The organism is Stenotrophomonas indicatrix, assembly GCF_002750975.1.
GTDB classification, from domain to species: Bacteria; Pseudomonadota; Gammaproteobacteria; order Xanthomonadales; family Xanthomonadaceae; genus Stenotrophomonas; species Stenotrophomonas indicatrix.
In genome coordinates, this window is the sequence record NZ_PEJS01000002.1 from 138,742 (window position 1) to 153,403 (window position 14,662).

At 67.5% G+C, this 14,662-nt stretch carries 14 protein-coding genes; 11 read left to right on the forward strand and 3 right to left on the reverse strand.

Annotation, left to right across the window (positions count from 1 at the left end):
* Positions 1 to 77: 77 nt before the first annotated feature.
* A complete protein-coding gene (locus CR918_RS19615; protein ID WP_025875442.1) occupies positions 78 to 698 on the reverse strand; it encodes a thymidine kinase in 621 nt (206 codons plus the stop codon).
* Between the two features lie 102 nt (positions 699 to 800).
* On the opposite strand from CR918_RS19615, the gene CR918_RS19620 reads away from it, so the two are divergent.
* Positions 801 to 2,777 (forward strand): UvrD-helicase domain-containing protein, encoded by a 1,977-nt coding sequence (locus CR918_RS19620; RefSeq protein ID WP_025875440.1) that lies wholly within the window; start codon positions 801 to 803, stop codon positions 2,775 to 2,777.
* A 267-nt stretch (positions 2,778 to 3,044) separates the two neighbouring features.
* The gene (locus CR918_RS19625) at positions 3,045 to 3,572 is read left to right on the forward strand and encodes a GNAT family N-acetyltransferase (RefSeq protein ID WP_099844548.1); all 528 of its coding nucleotides are present in this window, start codon (positions 3,045 to 3,047) and stop codon (positions 3,570 to 3,572) included.
* A gap of 72 nt (positions 3,573 to 3,644) precedes the next feature.
* On the opposite strand, the gene CR918_RS19630 is transcribed toward CR918_RS19625, so the two are convergent.
* Positions 3,645 to 4,298, reverse strand: coding sequence for a YceH family protein (locus tag CR918_RS19630; RefSeq protein WP_099844550.1), 654 nt, complete (start codon positions 4,296 to 4,298; stop codon positions 3,645 to 3,647).
* A 100-nt stretch (positions 4,299 to 4,398) separates the two neighbouring features.
* On the opposite strand from CR918_RS19630, the gene CR918_RS19635 reads away from it, so the two are divergent.
* The 6 genes from CR918_RS19635 to CR918_RS19660 all read left to right on the forward strand — a co-directional run bounded on the left by CR918_RS19635 (position 4,399) and on the right by CR918_RS19660 (position 11,338).
* Positions 4,399 to 5,319: a 5'-nucleotidase, lipoprotein e(P4) family gene (locus CR918_RS19635; RefSeq protein ID WP_025875432.1), complete on the forward strand. Its 921-nt coding sequence runs from the start codon at positions 4,399 to 4,401 to the stop codon at positions 5,317 to 5,319.
* Positions 5,316 to 6,041 (forward strand): orotidine-5'-phosphate decarboxylase, encoded by a 726-nt coding sequence (pyrF, locus tag CR918_RS19640; RefSeq protein ID WP_025875430.1) that lies wholly within the window; start codon positions 5,316 to 5,318, stop codon positions 6,039 to 6,041. Before CR918_RS19635 ends, pyrF begins: the two co-directional genes overlap by 4 nt.
* Before the next feature lie 57 nt (positions 6,042 to 6,098).
* Entirely contained in the window at positions 6,099 to 7,085 is a 987-nt protein-coding gene (locus tag CR918_RS19645; protein ID WP_243379286.1) for a S1 family peptidase, read from the forward strand.
* Between the two features lie 316 nt (positions 7,086 to 7,401).
* The gene (locus CR918_RS19650; protein ID WP_025875426.1) at positions 7,402 to 8,355 is read left to right on the forward strand and encodes a hypothetical protein; all 954 of its coding nucleotides are present in this window, start codon (positions 7,402 to 7,404) and stop codon (positions 8,353 to 8,355) included.
* On the forward strand, positions 8,355 to 10,991 hold the full coding sequence (gene plsB, locus CR918_RS19655; protein WP_025875424.1) for a glycerol-3-phosphate 1-O-acyltransferase PlsB: 2,637 nt from the start codon (positions 8,355 to 8,357) through the stop codon (positions 10,989 to 10,991). Before CR918_RS19650 ends, plsB begins: the two co-directional genes overlap by 1 nt.
* Positions 10,988 to 11,338: a hypothetical protein gene (locus CR918_RS19660; RefSeq protein WP_099844554.1), complete on the forward strand. Its 351-nt coding sequence runs from the start codon at positions 10,988 to 10,990 to the stop codon at positions 11,336 to 11,338. The genes plsB and CR918_RS19660 overlap by 4 nt, the downstream gene beginning before the upstream one ends.
* A gap of 138 nt (positions 11,339 to 11,476) precedes the next feature.
* Here CR918_RS19660 and CR918_RS19665 read toward each other — a convergent pair whose 3' ends face one another.
* Positions 11,477 to 11,680, reverse strand: a complete 204-nt coding sequence (locus CR918_RS19665) for a YdcH family protein (protein WP_099844556.1) — start codon at positions 11,678 to 11,680, stop codon at positions 11,477 to 11,479.
* 90 nt (positions 11,681 to 11,770) lie between these two features.
* Between CR918_RS19665 and ttcA the strand changes: the two genes are divergently transcribed.
* From ttcA to CR918_RS19680, 3 genes are read left to right on the forward strand one after another with little or no spacing between them, the layout of a single operon-like run.
* Positions 11,771 to 12,667: a tRNA 2-thiocytidine(32) synthetase TtcA gene (gene ttcA, locus CR918_RS19670; RefSeq protein WP_088100834.1), complete on the forward strand. Its 897-nt coding sequence runs from the start codon at positions 11,771 to 11,773 to the stop codon at positions 12,665 to 12,667.
* A gap of 36 nt (positions 12,668 to 12,703) precedes the next feature.
* Entirely contained in the window at positions 12,704 to 13,609 is a 906-nt protein-coding gene (locus CR918_RS19675; protein WP_025875418.1) for a recombination-associated protein RdgC, read from the forward strand.
* Positions 13,610 to 13,668: 59 nt separating this feature from the next.
* Positions 13,669 to 14,448, forward strand: a complete 780-nt coding sequence (locus CR918_RS19680; RefSeq protein ID WP_059063103.1) for a M48 family metallopeptidase — start codon at positions 13,669 to 13,671, stop codon at positions 14,446 to 14,448.
* Positions 14,449 to 14,662: the final 214 nt, after the last annotated feature.

A 14,662-nucleotide genomic window follows, 5' to 3' on the forward strand; every position in this document is an offset into this window, starting at 1 on the left:
ACTTCCAGTTCGGCAGCAGACGTTGCCGCAGCCTAGGCAGGTAGCCGTCCACTTGTAAACGGCTGGATGCCATGCCGCTACAGCGGCAGCGGTGCCTGCGCCGGATCGATCCGCCCCTCGCCACGGGTGATCTTCTTGAACTCGGCGCGGCTGACCGACACGTAGCGCTCGTTGCCGCCGATCTCCACCTGCGGGCCGTCCTGCACGGCATGGCCATGTTCGTCCACGCGCACGGTCATGGTCGCCTTCTTGCCACTGTGGCAGATCGTCTTGATCTCCTGCATCTCGTCGGCCCAGGCCAGCAGGTACTGGCTGCCCTCGAACAGCTCGCCGCGGAAATCGGTGCGCAGGCCGTAGCACAGCACCGGGATGCGCAGCTGGTCGACCACTTCGCTGAGCTGCCAGACTTGGCTGCGGCTGAGGAACTGCGCCTCGTCCACCAGCACGCAGCCCAGCGGCCCGTTGGCCTGCAGATCCTGGCTGACCCACTGCTGCAGGTCGGTGTCGCGTTCGAAGGCCATGCCGTCGGCGCGCAGGCCGATCCGCGAAGCGACCACGCCCGCGCCGGCACGGTCGTCCAGGCGCGGGGTCAGGATCGCCACGCGCATGCCGCGCTCGCGGTAGTTGTGCGCGCTCTGCAGCAGGGTGGTGGTCTTGCCGGCGTTCATCGCCGAATAGTAGAAATAGAGCTTGGCCATCGGCCGATTGTACGACGCCACCCGGCGCCGGCCGAAGCCGTTCAGCAAGCCCACCGGCCGGCGGCTGTGGCCGCCACCAACGCCCGCTACAATCGCACCCCAATGCACGGTCTCAATCCCCCCCAAGCTGCCGCCGTCCTCCACATCGAAGGACCGCTGCTGGTGCTCGCCGGCGCCGGCAGCGGCAAGACGCGCGTGATCGTGGAAAAGATCGCCCACCTGATCGGCTGTGGCCGCTACCCGGCCAAGCGCATCGCCGCGATCACCTTCACCAACAAGTCGGCCAAGGAAATGCGCGAGCGCGTGGCCAAGCGCCTGCGCGAGCAGGATGCTGATGAAGTGACCATCTGCACCTTCCATGCGCTGGGCCTGAAGTTCCTGCAGATCGAGCATGCCGCCGTCGGGCTCAAGCGCGGTTTCTCGATCTTCGATGCCGATGACGCGGCCGCGCAGATCAAGGACCTGATGTACGGCGCCAAGCCGGACGACATCGAGGACATGAAGAACCTGGTGTCGCGCGCCAAGAACGCCGGCCTGTCGCCGGAGCAGGCGATGGCCGCTGCGCGCAGCAACCGCGAGAAGGAAGCGGCCGGCATCTACGAGCGCTACCAGTTGCGCCTGAGCGCGTTCAACGCAGTGGACTTCGACGACCTGATCCGGTTGCCGGTGCAGATCCTGGAAGAGAACCCGGAGATCGCGCTGGCCTGGCGCGAGCGCATCGGCTACCTGCTGGTCGACGAATGCCAGGACACCAACGATGCGCAGTACCGCCTGCTCAAGCAGCTGGCCGGTGACAAGGGCAACTTCACCTGCGTGGGCGATGACGACCAGTCGATCTACGCCTGGCGCGGTGCCAACCCGGAAAACCTGCAGCAGATGGGGCGCGATTACCCGGCGCTGGAAATCATCAAGCTGGAGCAGAACTACCGGTGTTCCAACCGCGTGCTGCGCGCGGCCAACGCGCTGATCGCCAACAATCCGCACGAACACCTGAAGAAGCTGTGGAGCGACCAGGCCGACGGCGAGCGCATCCGTGTGTGGGAGTGCCGCAACAGCGAACACGAGGCCGAGAAGGTCGCCGCCGAGATCGCGTTCGTAGCGCAGACGCGCAACGTGCCGTGGAGCGATTTCTGCATCCTGTTCCGCGGCAACTTCCAGTCGCGGCCGTTGGAAAAGGCCATGCAGCTGCTGCGCATCCCCTACCACCTGACCGGCGGCACCATGTTCCTGGAGCGCCAGGAAGTGAAGGACACGCTGGCCTGGCTGCGGCTGCTGGTGAACCCGGACGACGACACCGCGTTCCTGCGTGCGGTGCAGTCGCCCAAGCGCGAGGTCGGCGCCGGCACCCTGGCCAAGCTGGCCGAACTGGCCTCGGAAAAGGACATGCCGATGGCGCAGGCCGCCGAGGCGATCGGCGCGCTGCAGCAGCTGCCACCGCGCGCGGCCAACAGCCTGGCGCGCTTCACCGACATCCTGCGTGACCTGCGCGCGCAGACGCGGCAGATCAGCTCCGGCGACATGATCCGCAAGGTCGCCAAGGAATCGGGCCTGCTCAGCGAGCTGCGGCAGCAGGCCAAGGAAGAAGCCAGCTACCAGCGTCGCGCCAACAACATCGAAGAACTGGCGCAGTGGTTCGAGGGTGGCCCGCGTGGTGCCACCGCGGCCGATCTGGCCGGCCAGCTGGCGCTGTTGTCGCGCAGCGACAAGGACGAGGGCGGCAACCAGGTGCGGATGATGACCATGCACGCCTCCAAGGGCCTGGAATTCCCCTACGTGTTCATCGTCGGCTGCGAGGATGGCGTGCTGCCGCACCAGGTCAGCCTGGACGAGGGCAATCTGCAGGAAGAGCGGCGCCTGCTGTATGTGGGCATCACCCGCGCCAAGATCCAGCTGTGGATGAGCTACAGCAAGCTGACCCGCAAGTTCGGCGAGCACGTGCGGCTGAAGCCGAGCCGCTTCTTCGAGGAGATCCCGGCCGAGGAGATCCAGCGCGATGGCGCTGATCCGGTTGCGGATGCGGCGCGGAAGAAGGAGCGGGCGACGGCGGGATTGGCGGCGATCGAGGCGTTGTTCGACTGATCGGCGAACGGCGCAGCCCCTCGTGGCTGGCGCTCAACGCAGTGGGTTCGTGGTTGGCCGGGTAGAGGGACTGCGCAGGGGACGCTGCAAGTACGTCCCTGTAAGCTCGGTCGCCGCATCCATGCGGCTCACGCCCCTGCGCAGCCCCTCTACCCGGCCTTGGACGGTTTCCTGGCGCGTCAGCCACGGAAAGAAAAAAGAAAACCAAAGGCAACGGCAACCGCGGGGGCTGAGGCACAATCGGGGTCTCTGGCTGGAGACCTGTCCGTGCACCCGATTGAAAGCGAACGCCTGCGCCTGCGGGCCATTGAACCGGACCGCGATGCGGCACCGATGCTGGCCCTGCTCAACGATCCGGGCTTCGTGCGATTCATTGGTGACCGCAACGTGCGTGACGAAGCGCAGGCGCGGGAGTACATCGCGCTGCGCGTGCTGCACAGCTATGCCTTGAACGGGTTCGGCATGTACGCCATCGAGCGGCTGTCCGATGGCGCCTGGCTGGGCAATGCCGGCCTGGTGCGGCGTGATGGCCTGCCGGGACCGGATATTGGCTATGCGGTGCTGTCGGAATTCGCGGGGAAGGGCTATGCCAGCGAGGCAGCGCGGGCGGTGTTCGCGCATGCACGCGGAGCGCTGGGCCTGCACGATCTGTATGGCATCACCGACCTGGACAACGTGGTGTCCGGGAAGATCCTGCTGGGCCTGGGCATGCAGGAGCGCGGGGTGATCCAGTTGCCGGGCATCGAAAGCGCCAGCCGCTTGTATGCCACGCCGGGGGCGGCGCAGGTCGGGTAGTGCCGGCCGCTGGCCGGCATCCAGGCATCACCGGGTTGCCGGCCAGCGGCCGGCACTACCGCATGCGGACGCTCAGCTGCGCAGTTCGGCCAGTTGTGCCTGCAGCTCGGCCACGGCCGCTTCCAGCTGGGCCACGCGCTCGGCCAGGCCCGGATCGGCCGCATCGCCGCTGCCACCGCCACTGCTGGCGTACTTTGCTGCCAACGCCGCGCCGTCCACTTCACCGCACAGCAGGTGCATGTAGCGGTCTTCGCGCTGGCCGCTGGCGCGCGGCAGCACCACCAGCAGCGCGCGCTGCTGCAGGCGCTCGACGGCGTGGCGGGCTTCGTCGATATCCGCAAACCGGTACAGACGCTCGCTGCGCGACACCAGTTCGCCCAGGGTCTGTGGCCCGCGCAGCAGCAGCAGGGCCAGCAGCACGGTCTGCTGCCGGGTCAGGTCCAGCGCGCTCTGCAGGCGGTGCTCGTAACGGTCGGCGCGCGAGGAGAAGTGCTGGCGCGCCAGGCCCAGGGTCTCCAGCTGGCGCAGCGCATGCTCCACCCCGCCGGCGCTCACGTTCATCACCGGCTCGCGGGCGGTCTTCTGGTTGGCTGCCGATTGCGCGGCGTTGACGGTCAGCGGGTAGGTGTCCGGGGTGGTGGCTTCCTTCTCCACCAGGCAGCCCAGCAGGCGCGCCTGTACGGCATCCAGCAGCGGAACGTCGGGGGTCTGGGCAGGGTCGGTCATGGCGGCTTCCGGAAGACAACGTGTCAACCGCCAAGCATAGCCGTCCCGGCGGCGCCTTTGCCGGTAAAATGGGCCGGTATATCTGATTGCCGGTGAATCCATGCGTCGTCCCGTTTCCTTGTCCCTGACCCTGCTCGCCACTGCGGTGCTGGGCCTGTCCGCCTGCAAGCGCGTGGAAGCGCCTGCCGAAGCCGCCACCCCGCAAGCCCCGGCCGCCGCCGCCAAGGCCGACGGTGCCCTCGACGCGACCGCCAACGACAACCTCAATGCCGTGCTGTGGATGCAGCGCGCGCAGGAATACAGGGCGATCACCGAGCAGACCTACCGTGCCGCCGCTGACCATCTGGACGTTGCGCTGAAGGAAGCCCACTGGGACGCGCTGGTGCCGGAAGAGCGTGGCAACGAGGCCAAGGGCCTGAAGCCGGCCGTGGTGCTGGACGTGGACGAGACCGTGCTGGACAACTCGCCTTACCAGGCGCGCCTGGTGCGTGACGGCAAGGAATACGACGAACTCAGCTGGGACCAGTGGGTGGCCGAAAAGAAGGCCAAGGCCATTCCCGGCGTGGTCGATTTCGCCAAGGCTGCCAATGCCAAGGGCGTGACCCTGCTGTACATCTCCAACCGCGCCGTGCACCTGAAGGACGCGACCCTGGCCAACCTGCGCGAGCAGGGCCTGCCGGTGGCCGATGACAGCGTGTTCCTCGGTCTGGGCACCGTGGTTGAAGGGTGCGAGCAGGCCGGCAGCGAGAAGAACTGCCGCCGCCGCCTGGCCGGGCAGAAGTACCGCGTGCTGATGCAGTTCGGCGACCAGCTGGGTGACTTCGTGGAAGTGACCGCCAACACCAACGATGGCCGCGACGCGCTGCTGCAGCAGTATCACGACTGGTTCGGCGAGCGCTGGTGGATGCTGCCGAACCCGACCTACGGCGGCTTCGAGCCGGCGCAGTTCAACAACGATTACGCGCAGTCGCGGCAGGCCCGTCATGACGCCAAGCGTGCCGCGCTGGACTACGCGCCGTGAGCCGCGCCCCGCTGCCGCTGCGTGACGACGAGCGCCTGATCTTCGCGCTGGACGTGCCTGACCGTGTGCAGGCGCTGGCATGGGTCGACCGCCTTGGCGACAGCGTGGCGTTCTACAAGATCGGCATGGAACTGCTCGCCTCCGGTGAGTACTTCCAGGTGCTGGACGAACTGGCCCGCCGCGACAAGCGCGTGTTCGTCGACCTGAAGTTCTTCGACATCCCGGCCACCGCTGCGGCGGTGATCAAGCGCCTGGCGCAGTGGCCGGTCAGCTACGCCACCATCCACGGCTGGCACCCGGCGATGATGGAGGCCTGCGCGGCCGCCAACAGCGGCGACATGCGCCTGCTGGCGGTGACCGTGCTGACCTCGATGGGCCGCCCGGACCTGGCGCAGATGGGCATCGACCGCGAGCCGGTGGAGGTCGTGGTCGAACGCGCGCTGGCCGCGCAGGCCGCTGGCATCGACGGCGTGATCGCCTCTGGCCAGGAAGCCGGCCCGATCCGCGCCGCGACCGGCGCCGGTTTTTCGATCGTCTGCCCGGGCATCCGTCCCGGTGGCCCGGTCGGCGATGACCAGAAGCGCACGGTGGGTGTGGCGCAGGCGTTTGCCGATGGTGCCGATGCCATCGTGGTCGGTCGTCCGATCCGCCATGCGTCCGATCCGCAGGCTGCAGCACGGGCGATCCAGCAGGAAATCGCGACGGCTCTGGCCGCGCGCTGAGCCCCGCCCCGACGGCGGTCACGCCGGCACCACGAGCGCCATCCCGTCGAATGCGGGATGGCGCTCGCATTTGTGCCTGTTGCTCTGACGCACCCGACCCCAGCCGGGAAAACTGTGCGCCGCATCGCGCTGTGCGCGCGGAGCGCCCTCTATCAATCGATGCACCAGCACGGACCGCGGCCGTGCCGGTACCAACCATCGATAGAGGAATACACGGATATGTATCGCAGCACCTCTTTGTTGTTCGGCGGCCTGTTGGCGGCGGCCATCGTCTTTCCCGCCACGGCTGCACCCCAACCCCGCGAAGCACCGCGCATCATCGGCGGCGAGGATGCCAAGCCGGGCGACTACCCGTTCATGGTCAGCCTGCAGGGCATCTCCTACGGCCACACCGACCACACCCGGCACTTCTGCGGCGGCACGCTCATCTCACCGTCCTGGGTGCTTACCGCCGCGCACTGCGTGCAGGGCAATTCGCCCGCCTCGATCGCGGTACTCGGCAATGTCACCAGGCTGTCCACCGAACCGTCCGCGCATGCATCCAACGTCAAGGCCATCCACATGCACCCGGCGTTCAACAGCGGCAACACGCTGGAACATGATGTTGCCCTGATCCAGCTCAGCGCACCGTTGGCCGATGCGCAGCCGGTCGCGCTGCGGTTGCGGCCCGATGCCAGCTATCTCAAGCCAGGCCGGGAGTTCACGGTGATCGGCTGGGGCGACACCGACATCAGTGAAGAACGGCTCTATCCTACCCAGCTGCAGACGGTGCAGACCCCGTTCGTGCCTTTCGCCGAATGCCAGCAGGCCTACGGAGGGGAGCTCGCACGCGGCAAGGTCATCTGCGCCGGCCGCGAAGGGATCGACAGCTGCCAGGGTGACTCCGGTGGTCCGCTGCTGCTGCGCCTGCGCGGGGGCTGGACCCAGTTCGGTGTTGTCAGCTGGGGCGAAGGCTGCGCGTTGGCCGGCCACCCCGGCGTTTATGCCCGAATCGCCGAAAAACATGCCGTAGATTTCATTGAAGCAGTCTGGCAACGTGATTGATCCAATAAAATCAATGAGTTGAATGACATTTCATCATGTATTGCGTTAACTTTGCGGGCAGCGTAGGATCGCCGCCATCCGGTCTTCGGGCCGGACATGCGCCACAACACTGTCCACCGGCCTTGCGCCGGTTTGAAGAGCCTGCGATCCCTGTGGTCCGGGCTCTTTTTTTATCCGCCGGGTGCGGCAAGGGCCCATCGGCGCGGGGCGTGGATCCACCGCGCAGTGCGCGCCATGGCAGAAACCGTGACGCCCCGGCTTGCCGCTGTCACGTCGCAGGCCGCAAGATGCGGACCGGTCCGGGGAGTCCGATTGCATGAGCGTGGTAATGCGAGGAAGGTCTGCGCGGGGATGGGGGCTGGCGGCCATGCTGCTGCTGGCCATCGCCGCGTGCCGTGAATCCGGCAGTGATCCGGCCGCCGCGCCGGCCGAACCTGTCGCTGCAGTACAGGCGATGGCGCAACGGCTGGCCGAGGACGACCTGGTCGGCTATGCAAAGCTGTCGGTGCCCCCCAGCCAGTACCAGCGCCTGCAGCAGGCCTGGGCCGACGGCCACAGCCAGTGGCCGCTGACCGGACTGCCGCTGGGCGACCAGCTGCTGCCGATGCTGGCGGCGCTGCGTGAGCCCGGCGCCAGCGTGCAGCTGCAGCGCAGTTTCGACCGCCAGCTGGCCGGCCAGGCCCGCGCCGTGCGCCAGGCCGCGCAGTCGATGGGCAACTTCGGTGTGCAGTACCTGCGGCACCAGAAGGGCTATACGCCCGGCCAGCAGGCGCACTACATCCAGCTGGTGCAGACCCTGGCCGCCTGGGCGCAGGATGCCCCGATCAGCGACCGCGCCAGAGCCCGCAGCAGCATCGCCGCCCTCGTCGGCGCCGCCGCCCAGGTGGGTTTCCAGGACGATGCCGGTCTGCAGGCCGCAGGCATGGAAGGCAGCCTGCAGCAGCTGGCGCCGTTCATCCACACGCTGAAGGCGGTGCTGGCCAGCTATGGCCTGGGTGTGGACGAGGCGCTGCGCAGCGTGCGCGGTGAGCTGCTGTCGGTGGAGGGCGACAATGCTCTGGTGCGCCTGCAGTACGAGCTCGCCGGCCGCGCGATGACCGTGCAGGTGCCGCTGAGCCGGCGCGAGGGCCACTGGTACCTGACCCGCACCCTGGCCGATACCGATGCCCTGTTGCGGCAGGCCGATGCGGCGCGCGCCGCCGCCGCTCCGGACCCTGTGCCCGCCCCGACAACCGATGGGGAAGCGGCAACGCCATCGGCTAAGCCATAATGACGTCGATGTCGAAACAGAACCCGCTGCCGTTCCCCGGCGAAGAATCCCAGCCGACGCCCGCCGACACGGCGCCGGCGTCCCCCTCGACCGACGCCGGCACGCCGCCGGCGGCGACGCCTGTGCACGCGCGTCCTGCCGGCCGCCGCCCGCTGTGGGCGCGCCTGCTCGGGCGCCTGGTGGAACCCTGGCTGTCGCTGAAGATCGAGCCGGAAGACCCGGGCCAGTACAACGATGGCCGCCCGGTCATGTACGTGCTGGAAGACTACGGCCTGTCCAACGCGCTGATCCTGGACAAGGCCTGCCGCCAGGCTGGCCTGCCCTCGCCGCTGGTACCGCTGGCCGGTGACCCCACCGGCCGCAAGCGCGCCTACCTGGCCCTGTCGCGGCGCAGCTCGAGCAACTCGCTGATTCCCGAGCAGCGCGGCGCCAAGACCCATTCCGATTCGCTGGCCAAGGTCCTGCAGGCCCATCGCGTGCGCGACGACCTGGATGTGCACCTGGTACCGGTGTCGATCTTCGTCGGCCGCGCCCCGGACAAGCAGAGCGGCTGGTTCGCCGTGCTGTTCTCGGAAAACTGGGCGCTGGTAGGCCGCTTCCGCCGCCTGCTCGGCCTGCTGCTGAACGGCCGCAACACCATCGTCCGCTTCGCACCGCCGATCTCGCTGCGCAGCACCGTCGACGAGGGCCTGGAGCCCGAGCGTACGGTGCGCAAGCTGCAGCGCGTGCTGCGTACCCATTTCCGCCGCATCCGCGAGTCGGTGATCGGTCCTGACCTGTCGACCCGGCGCCTGCTGGTGGACCAGGTGCTGGCCGCCGAGACGGTGCGCGAGGCGATCGCCTCGCAGGCCAAGCGCGACAACAGCAAAACCAGCGATGCCTGGAAGAAGGCGCACGCCTACGCCTGGGAAATCGCCGCGGACTATTCCAGCCCGGTGGTGCGCTCGGCCAGCTTCATGCTCAGCCATGTGTGGAACCGCATCTACGCCGGCGTGCTGGTGCACCACCTGGACAAGTTCAAGGCCGCAGCGCCGGGCCACGAAGTGGTCTACGTGCCCAGCCACCGCAGCCACATGGACTACCTGCTGCTGTCCTACCTGCTGTACGACCGCGGCATCGTGCCGCCGCACATCGTGGCCGGCATCAACCTGAACCTGCCGGTGGTGGGCACCCTGCTGCGCAAGGGCGGTGCGTTCTTCATCCGCCGCTCGATCCGCGGCAACGCGCTGTATTCGGCGGTGCTGAGCGAGTACGTGGCGCAGCTGGTCGCCGGTGGTTATTCCATCGAGTACTTCGTCGAGGGCGGGCGCTCGCGTACCGGCCGGTTGCTGCAGCCCAAGGGCGGCATGATCTCGATGACCCTGCGCGCGTTCCTGCGCCAGCCGCGCAAGCCGGTGCTGTTCCAGCCCATCTACATCGGCTACGAGAAGCTGATGGAGGGCGGCAGCTACCTGGATGAACTGTCCGGGCGGCCCAAGGAGAAGGAATCGATCTGGCAGCTGCTGTGGGGCATCCCCAAGGTGCTCAAGCAGAACTACGGCCAGGTGGTGGTGAACTTCGGCGAACCCATCGCGCTGAACGATGTGCTGGCCGAGAAGGCTCCGGAGTGGGGTGGCGAGGCGGTGTCCGAGGACGAGAAGCCCTCGTGGCTGTCGACCACCGTCGACACCCTGGCCGAGCGCATCCAGGTGCGCATCAACGGCGCGGCCGACGTCAATCCGATCAACCTGCTGGCGCTGGCCCTGCTGTCCACGCCCAAGCATGCGATGGGCGAGGCCGACCTGATCGCGCAGATCGAGCTGTGCAAGACCCTGCTGGTGGAGATGCCGTATTCGGGCCGGGTGACGGTGACTCCGCACTCTCCGGAGCGGATCATCGCCCACGCCGAAGAGATCAACGTCCTCACCCGCATCAAGCACCCACTGGGCGACGTGCTCAGCGTCAGCGGCGATACCGCGGTGTTGCTGAGCTACTTCCGCAACAACGTGGTGCACCTGTTCACCGCATCGTCGTGGGTGGCCTGCTGCTTCCAGAACAACCGCCGCATGAGCCGCACCGGCCTGGTGCAGCTGGGCCGCACGGTGTACCCGTTCCTGCAGGCCGAACTGTTCCTGCCGTGGACCGAGGACGAGTTCGCCCAGCGCATCGACCAGACCATCGACGTGTTCGTGCGTGAGGGCCTGCTGCAGAACGTCAACGAAGACGACGGTGGCATCCTTGCCCGCAACACCGGGCAGACCGACGAAGTGTTCCGCCTGCGTGCGATCGGCCACTCGCTGCAGCAGGCATTCGAGCGCTACTACATCGCCATTTCGGTGCTGGTGAAGAACGGCCCGGGCACGCTCGGCGCCGCCGAGCTGGAAAGCCTGTGCCAGCAGGCCGCACAGCGCCTGAGCCTGCTCTATGCACCGGCCGCGCCGGAGTTCTTCGACAAGTCGCTGTTCCGCGGCTTCATCCAGAAGCTGCGCGAGCTGCGCCTGGTGTGGCCGGACGAGAACAGCAAGCTGCTGTTCGACGAGCGCCTGGACGCCTGGGCCAAGGATGCCAAGTTCATCCTCGGCCGCGAACTGCGCCACACCATCGAACGGGTCAGCCCGGAAGCGGCGCGCCCGGACGAACCGGCACCGCAGGATTGAACCTGCGGCACCTGTCGGGCCTGGCCGCGTTGATCGCGGCCGGAGGCCTTGCGGCTACTTCGGCGCAGGCTGCAGAAGCCTGCGTGGACGACAACCTGCCCGGGCGCCTGGCCGATGCGCCGGTGCGCCTGTGTATCGAGGCCGGGCAACCGGTGCGCTACCGCCTGTGGTTGGCCGGCGAGGTGCGCATCAGCGGTGATGAATCCGCCGCTCGCCAGGGCCTTGCCGGTGACTGGTACGGGCACCCGCTGGGTCTGCGCTGTTCCGGTGCCGACAACGTGCGCCGCTGCGACCTGACCGTGGACGGTGAGGCGGCCTGGAGTGCGGAGCTGGCGCTGCCGCGTTGATGCAGGGCCCCATCCACGCATGGCGTGGATCTACCGGGACTTCCCGGCATGGCGTGGATCCATAGGCTGCCGCTGTGCCATCGGCGTTCGGGGCGGCGTAGGCCAGTAGATCCACGCCATGCGTGGATGGGCCACCGGTTACGCCGGTTCGTCCGGAATCTGCAGGCTTTCCAGCTTGGTGATGCAGTCCTTCAGCTGCAGCTTGCGCCGCTTCAGGCGCTTGAACTCCAGCTCATCTTCGCCGTTGGCGGCCATGCGCGCGATCTGTTCATCCAGCAACCGGTGCTCGGCGCGCAGGGCGACGAGGTGTTCGACGATTTCGGCGGGGTTGTAGGTGTCCACGGTCTCCGAGCATACACAGCGACGATGACTGCCGGGAGAGGGGAATCCCGACCCCGGGTCCGGGCTGCCACAAGCCGGTAGAATGGCGCCATGTCCGCCGTGATCTCCCTGCCCGATCCCCCGCAGCGCGTTCCGCGCGATCCGCGCGTGGACGGGCTCGGGGCGGACAAGCTGGGCAAGCGCCTGCGCCGCCAGGTCGGCCAGGCCATCGCCGACTTCGGCATGATCGAAGCGGGCGACAAGGTCATGGTCTGCCTGTCCGGCGGCAAGGACAGCTACACCCTGCTGGACCTGCTGCTGCAGCTGCAGAAAAAGGCGCCGGTGCCGTTCGAACTGGTGGCGGTGAACCTGGACCAGAAACAGCCGGGTTTCCCCGCGCACGTCCTGCCGGAGTACCTGGCCGGGCTGGGCGTGCCGTACCAGATCATCGAGCAGGACACGTATTCAGTGGTCAGCCGGGTCATCCCGGAAGGCCGCACGATGTGTTCGCTGTGCTCGCGCCTGCGCCGTGGCGCCCTGTACAACCACGCCAAGGCGCATGGCTTCAGCAAGATCGCACTGGGCCACCATTGCGATGATGTGGTGGCCACGTTCTTCCTGAACCTGTTCCACCACGCCAAGCTGGCCGCCATGCCACCGAAGCTGCTCAGCGACGATGGCCAGCACGTGGTGATCCGCCCGTTGGCGTACGTGCGCGAGCACGACATCGCCCAGTACGCGCAGGCGCGCCGTTTCCCGATCATTCCCTGCACCCTGTGTGGCAGCCAGGAAAACCTGCAGCGTCGGCAGGTCGGCCTGATGCTCAAGCAGTGGGACCAAGACCATCCGGGGCGCATTGAACAGATCGCACGTGCAATGGCCGACGTGCGACCTGCGCAGCTGGCCGATGCCGCCCTGTTCGATTTCATGGCCCTGGGCCGCCGTGGCGATGCGGCGCATGCCGATGCCTGGCCGGCCGACGCAGTTCCCGAGACGCCTGCCGTTTAAGGTCGGGCGCCCTTCTTCTTCAGACACCGGAATTCCATGTTCTTTCGCAACCTGACGTTCTTCCGCTTCCCGACTGCCACTGATTTTTCCGAAGTCGACACCCTGCTGCCGCACGCCCTGCTCAAACCGGTGGGCGCACTGGAAATGAACTCGCGTGGTTTCATCTCGCCATTCGGCCGCGAAGAGAAGGAAGTGCTCTCGCACCGCATTGCCGAACACCTGTGGCTGACCGTCGGTGGCGAGGACAAGATCCTGCCCGGCGCGGTGGTCAACGACCTGCTCGAGCGCAAGCTGGAGGAGATCGAAGAGAAGGAAGGCCGCCGCCCTGGTGGCCGCGAGCGCAAGCGCATGAAGGACGACCTGCTGCATGAACTGCTGCCGCGCGCCTTCGTGAAGTCCTCGCGCAACGATGCCTTCATCGACCAGCTGCACGGCTATGTGGCGGTGGACACCTCCAGCCGCAAGACCGGCGAATACTTCATGTCCGACATCCGCGGCCTGCTCGGCAGCTTCCCGGCGATGCCGCTGAACGCCGAAGTCGCGCCGCGTTCGATCCTGACCGGCTGGATCGCCGGCGAGCCCCTGCCCACCGGCTTCAGCCTGGGCGAGGAGTGCGAGATGAAGGACCCGGTGGAAGGCGGCGCGGTGGTCAAGTGCCAGCACCAGGAACTGCGCTGCGACGAGATCGACAAGCACCTGGATGCCGGCAAGCAGGTGACCAAGCTGGCCCTGGTGTTCGAGGACAACCTGTCCTTCGTGCTGGGCGACGACCTGATCGTGCGCAAGCTGAAGTTCCTGGACGGCGCGCTGGACCAGCTGGAACATGCCGACGAAGACGGCCGCCGTGCCGAGTTCGACGCCCGCTTCGCCCTGCAGAGCGCGGAGATCCGTCGCCTGTTCCTGCTGCTTGAAGAAGCCTTCAAGCTCAGCAAGGCTGACTGAACAGGCAGGCCGTCGGCCGCCGGTCATCCGGCGGCCTCGCACGGCGCTATGCTGGGACCATGAGCCGTCTGCTGCGCCGCCTGATCTCGCCGGTCCCACCCGCCACCGTGCAGCGCGATACCGTTCGCCTGCGCCTGGAGGATGTCGAGATCGAGATACTGCGCGTGCGTGATCCGCGCGCGCGCCGGATCAAGCTCAGCGTCGATGAGCGCGGCGCACGACTGACGTTGCCGCCGCGTGCCAGCCTGGTGATGGGCGAGCGCTTCCTCGAACTGCATCGCGAATGGCTGGGGCTGCAGCTGCGCCACTACCAGGGGCATGGTCTGCCCGCCGCGTTGCAGCCCGGCGTTGAAGGGGTGCTGCCGCTGCGCGGCGAGTTGTTGCCACTGCGCTGGCAGGAAGGCCGCTACGCGCGGCTGGAAATCGACGGGCACGGTGCCTGTGTGCAATGGCCGAGCCGTGGCGGCGATGCGACCCTGCGCCGCCTGCTGCGCGAATTCTACGAAGCACAGACCCGCGCCGATGTCGGCCGCTGGTTGCCGAAGTACCTGCCCGGCCTGCCGCGCGCGCCCAGCCGCCTGCGGTTGAAGGTGATGTCCTCGCAATGGGGCTCGCTGGCCCCCGACGGCAGCATGGCGCTGGACCTGGCATTGGTACTGGGCCGCCCGGCCGCCTTCGAGTACGTGCTGGTGCACGAACTCTGCCACCTGATCCAGGCCAACCACTCGCCCGCGTTCTGGCACGAAGTGGAACAACGCTTCCCCGACTGGCGCGAGCAGCGCGACTACTTCCAGCTGGAAGGGCGCAGATTGAAAGCAATGCTTCGGCAGCTGCTGTAGCGCCTGCGCTACAGCACCTGCCCACGCATTCCTCCTCTACCCCCGCCTTCGGCGCGCCCCTTCAACAGAAGGGGCTCCACTCCATAGAGCCGGCGGCGCAGTCGAGCAAAATCGGCTCTACTGAAGCGCGCACAGCGCGCGACCCGCTTCTGCTCCTGCTCTTCTTTTTCTCTTCCGTGGTCAGCACGGAAACCATCCGTGGCCGGGCGGGGTG

What these genes read in the sequence shown, in the direction of transcription:
- CR918_RS19615 (WP_025875442.1), bottom strand. Translation starts at nt 698, where the DNA reads ATGGCCAAGCTCTATTTCTACTATTCGGCGATGAACGCCGGCAAGACC.
- CR918_RS19620 (WP_025875440.1), top strand. Translation starts at nt 801, where the DNA reads ATGCACGGTCTCAATCCCCCCCAAGCTGCCGCCGTCCTCCACATCGAA.
- CR918_RS19630 (WP_099844550.1), bottom strand. Translation starts at nt 4,298, where the DNA reads ATGACCGACCCTGCCCAGACCCCCGACGTTCCGCTGCTGGATGCCGTA.
- CR918_RS19635 (WP_025875432.1), top strand. Translation starts at nt 4,399, where the DNA reads ATGCGTCGTCCCGTTTCCTTGTCCCTGACCCTGCTCGCCACTGCGGTG.
- CR918_RS19645 (WP_243379286.1), top strand. Translation starts at nt 6,099, where the DNA reads ATGGCGCTCGCATTTGTGCCTGTTGCTCTGACGCACCCGACCCCAGCC.
- CR918_RS19650 (WP_025875426.1), top strand. Translation starts at nt 7,402, where the DNA reads ATGAGCGTGGTAATGCGAGGAAGGTCTGCGCGGGGATGGGGGCTGGCG.
- plsB (WP_025875424.1), top strand. Translation starts at nt 8,355, where the DNA reads ATGACGTCGATGTCGAAACAGAACCCGCTGCCGTTCCCCGGCGAAGAA.
- ttcA (WP_088100834.1), top strand. Translation starts at nt 11,771, where the DNA reads ATGTCCGCCGTGATCTCCCTGCCCGATCCCCCGCAGCGCGTTCCGCGC.
- CR918_RS19675 (WP_025875418.1), top strand. Translation starts at nt 12,704, where the DNA reads ATGTTCTTTCGCAACCTGACGTTCTTCCGCTTCCCGACTGCCACTGAT.
- CR918_RS19680 (WP_059063103.1), top strand. Translation starts at nt 13,669, where the DNA reads ATGAGCCGTCTGCTGCGCCGCCTGATCTCGCCGGTCCCACCCGCCACC.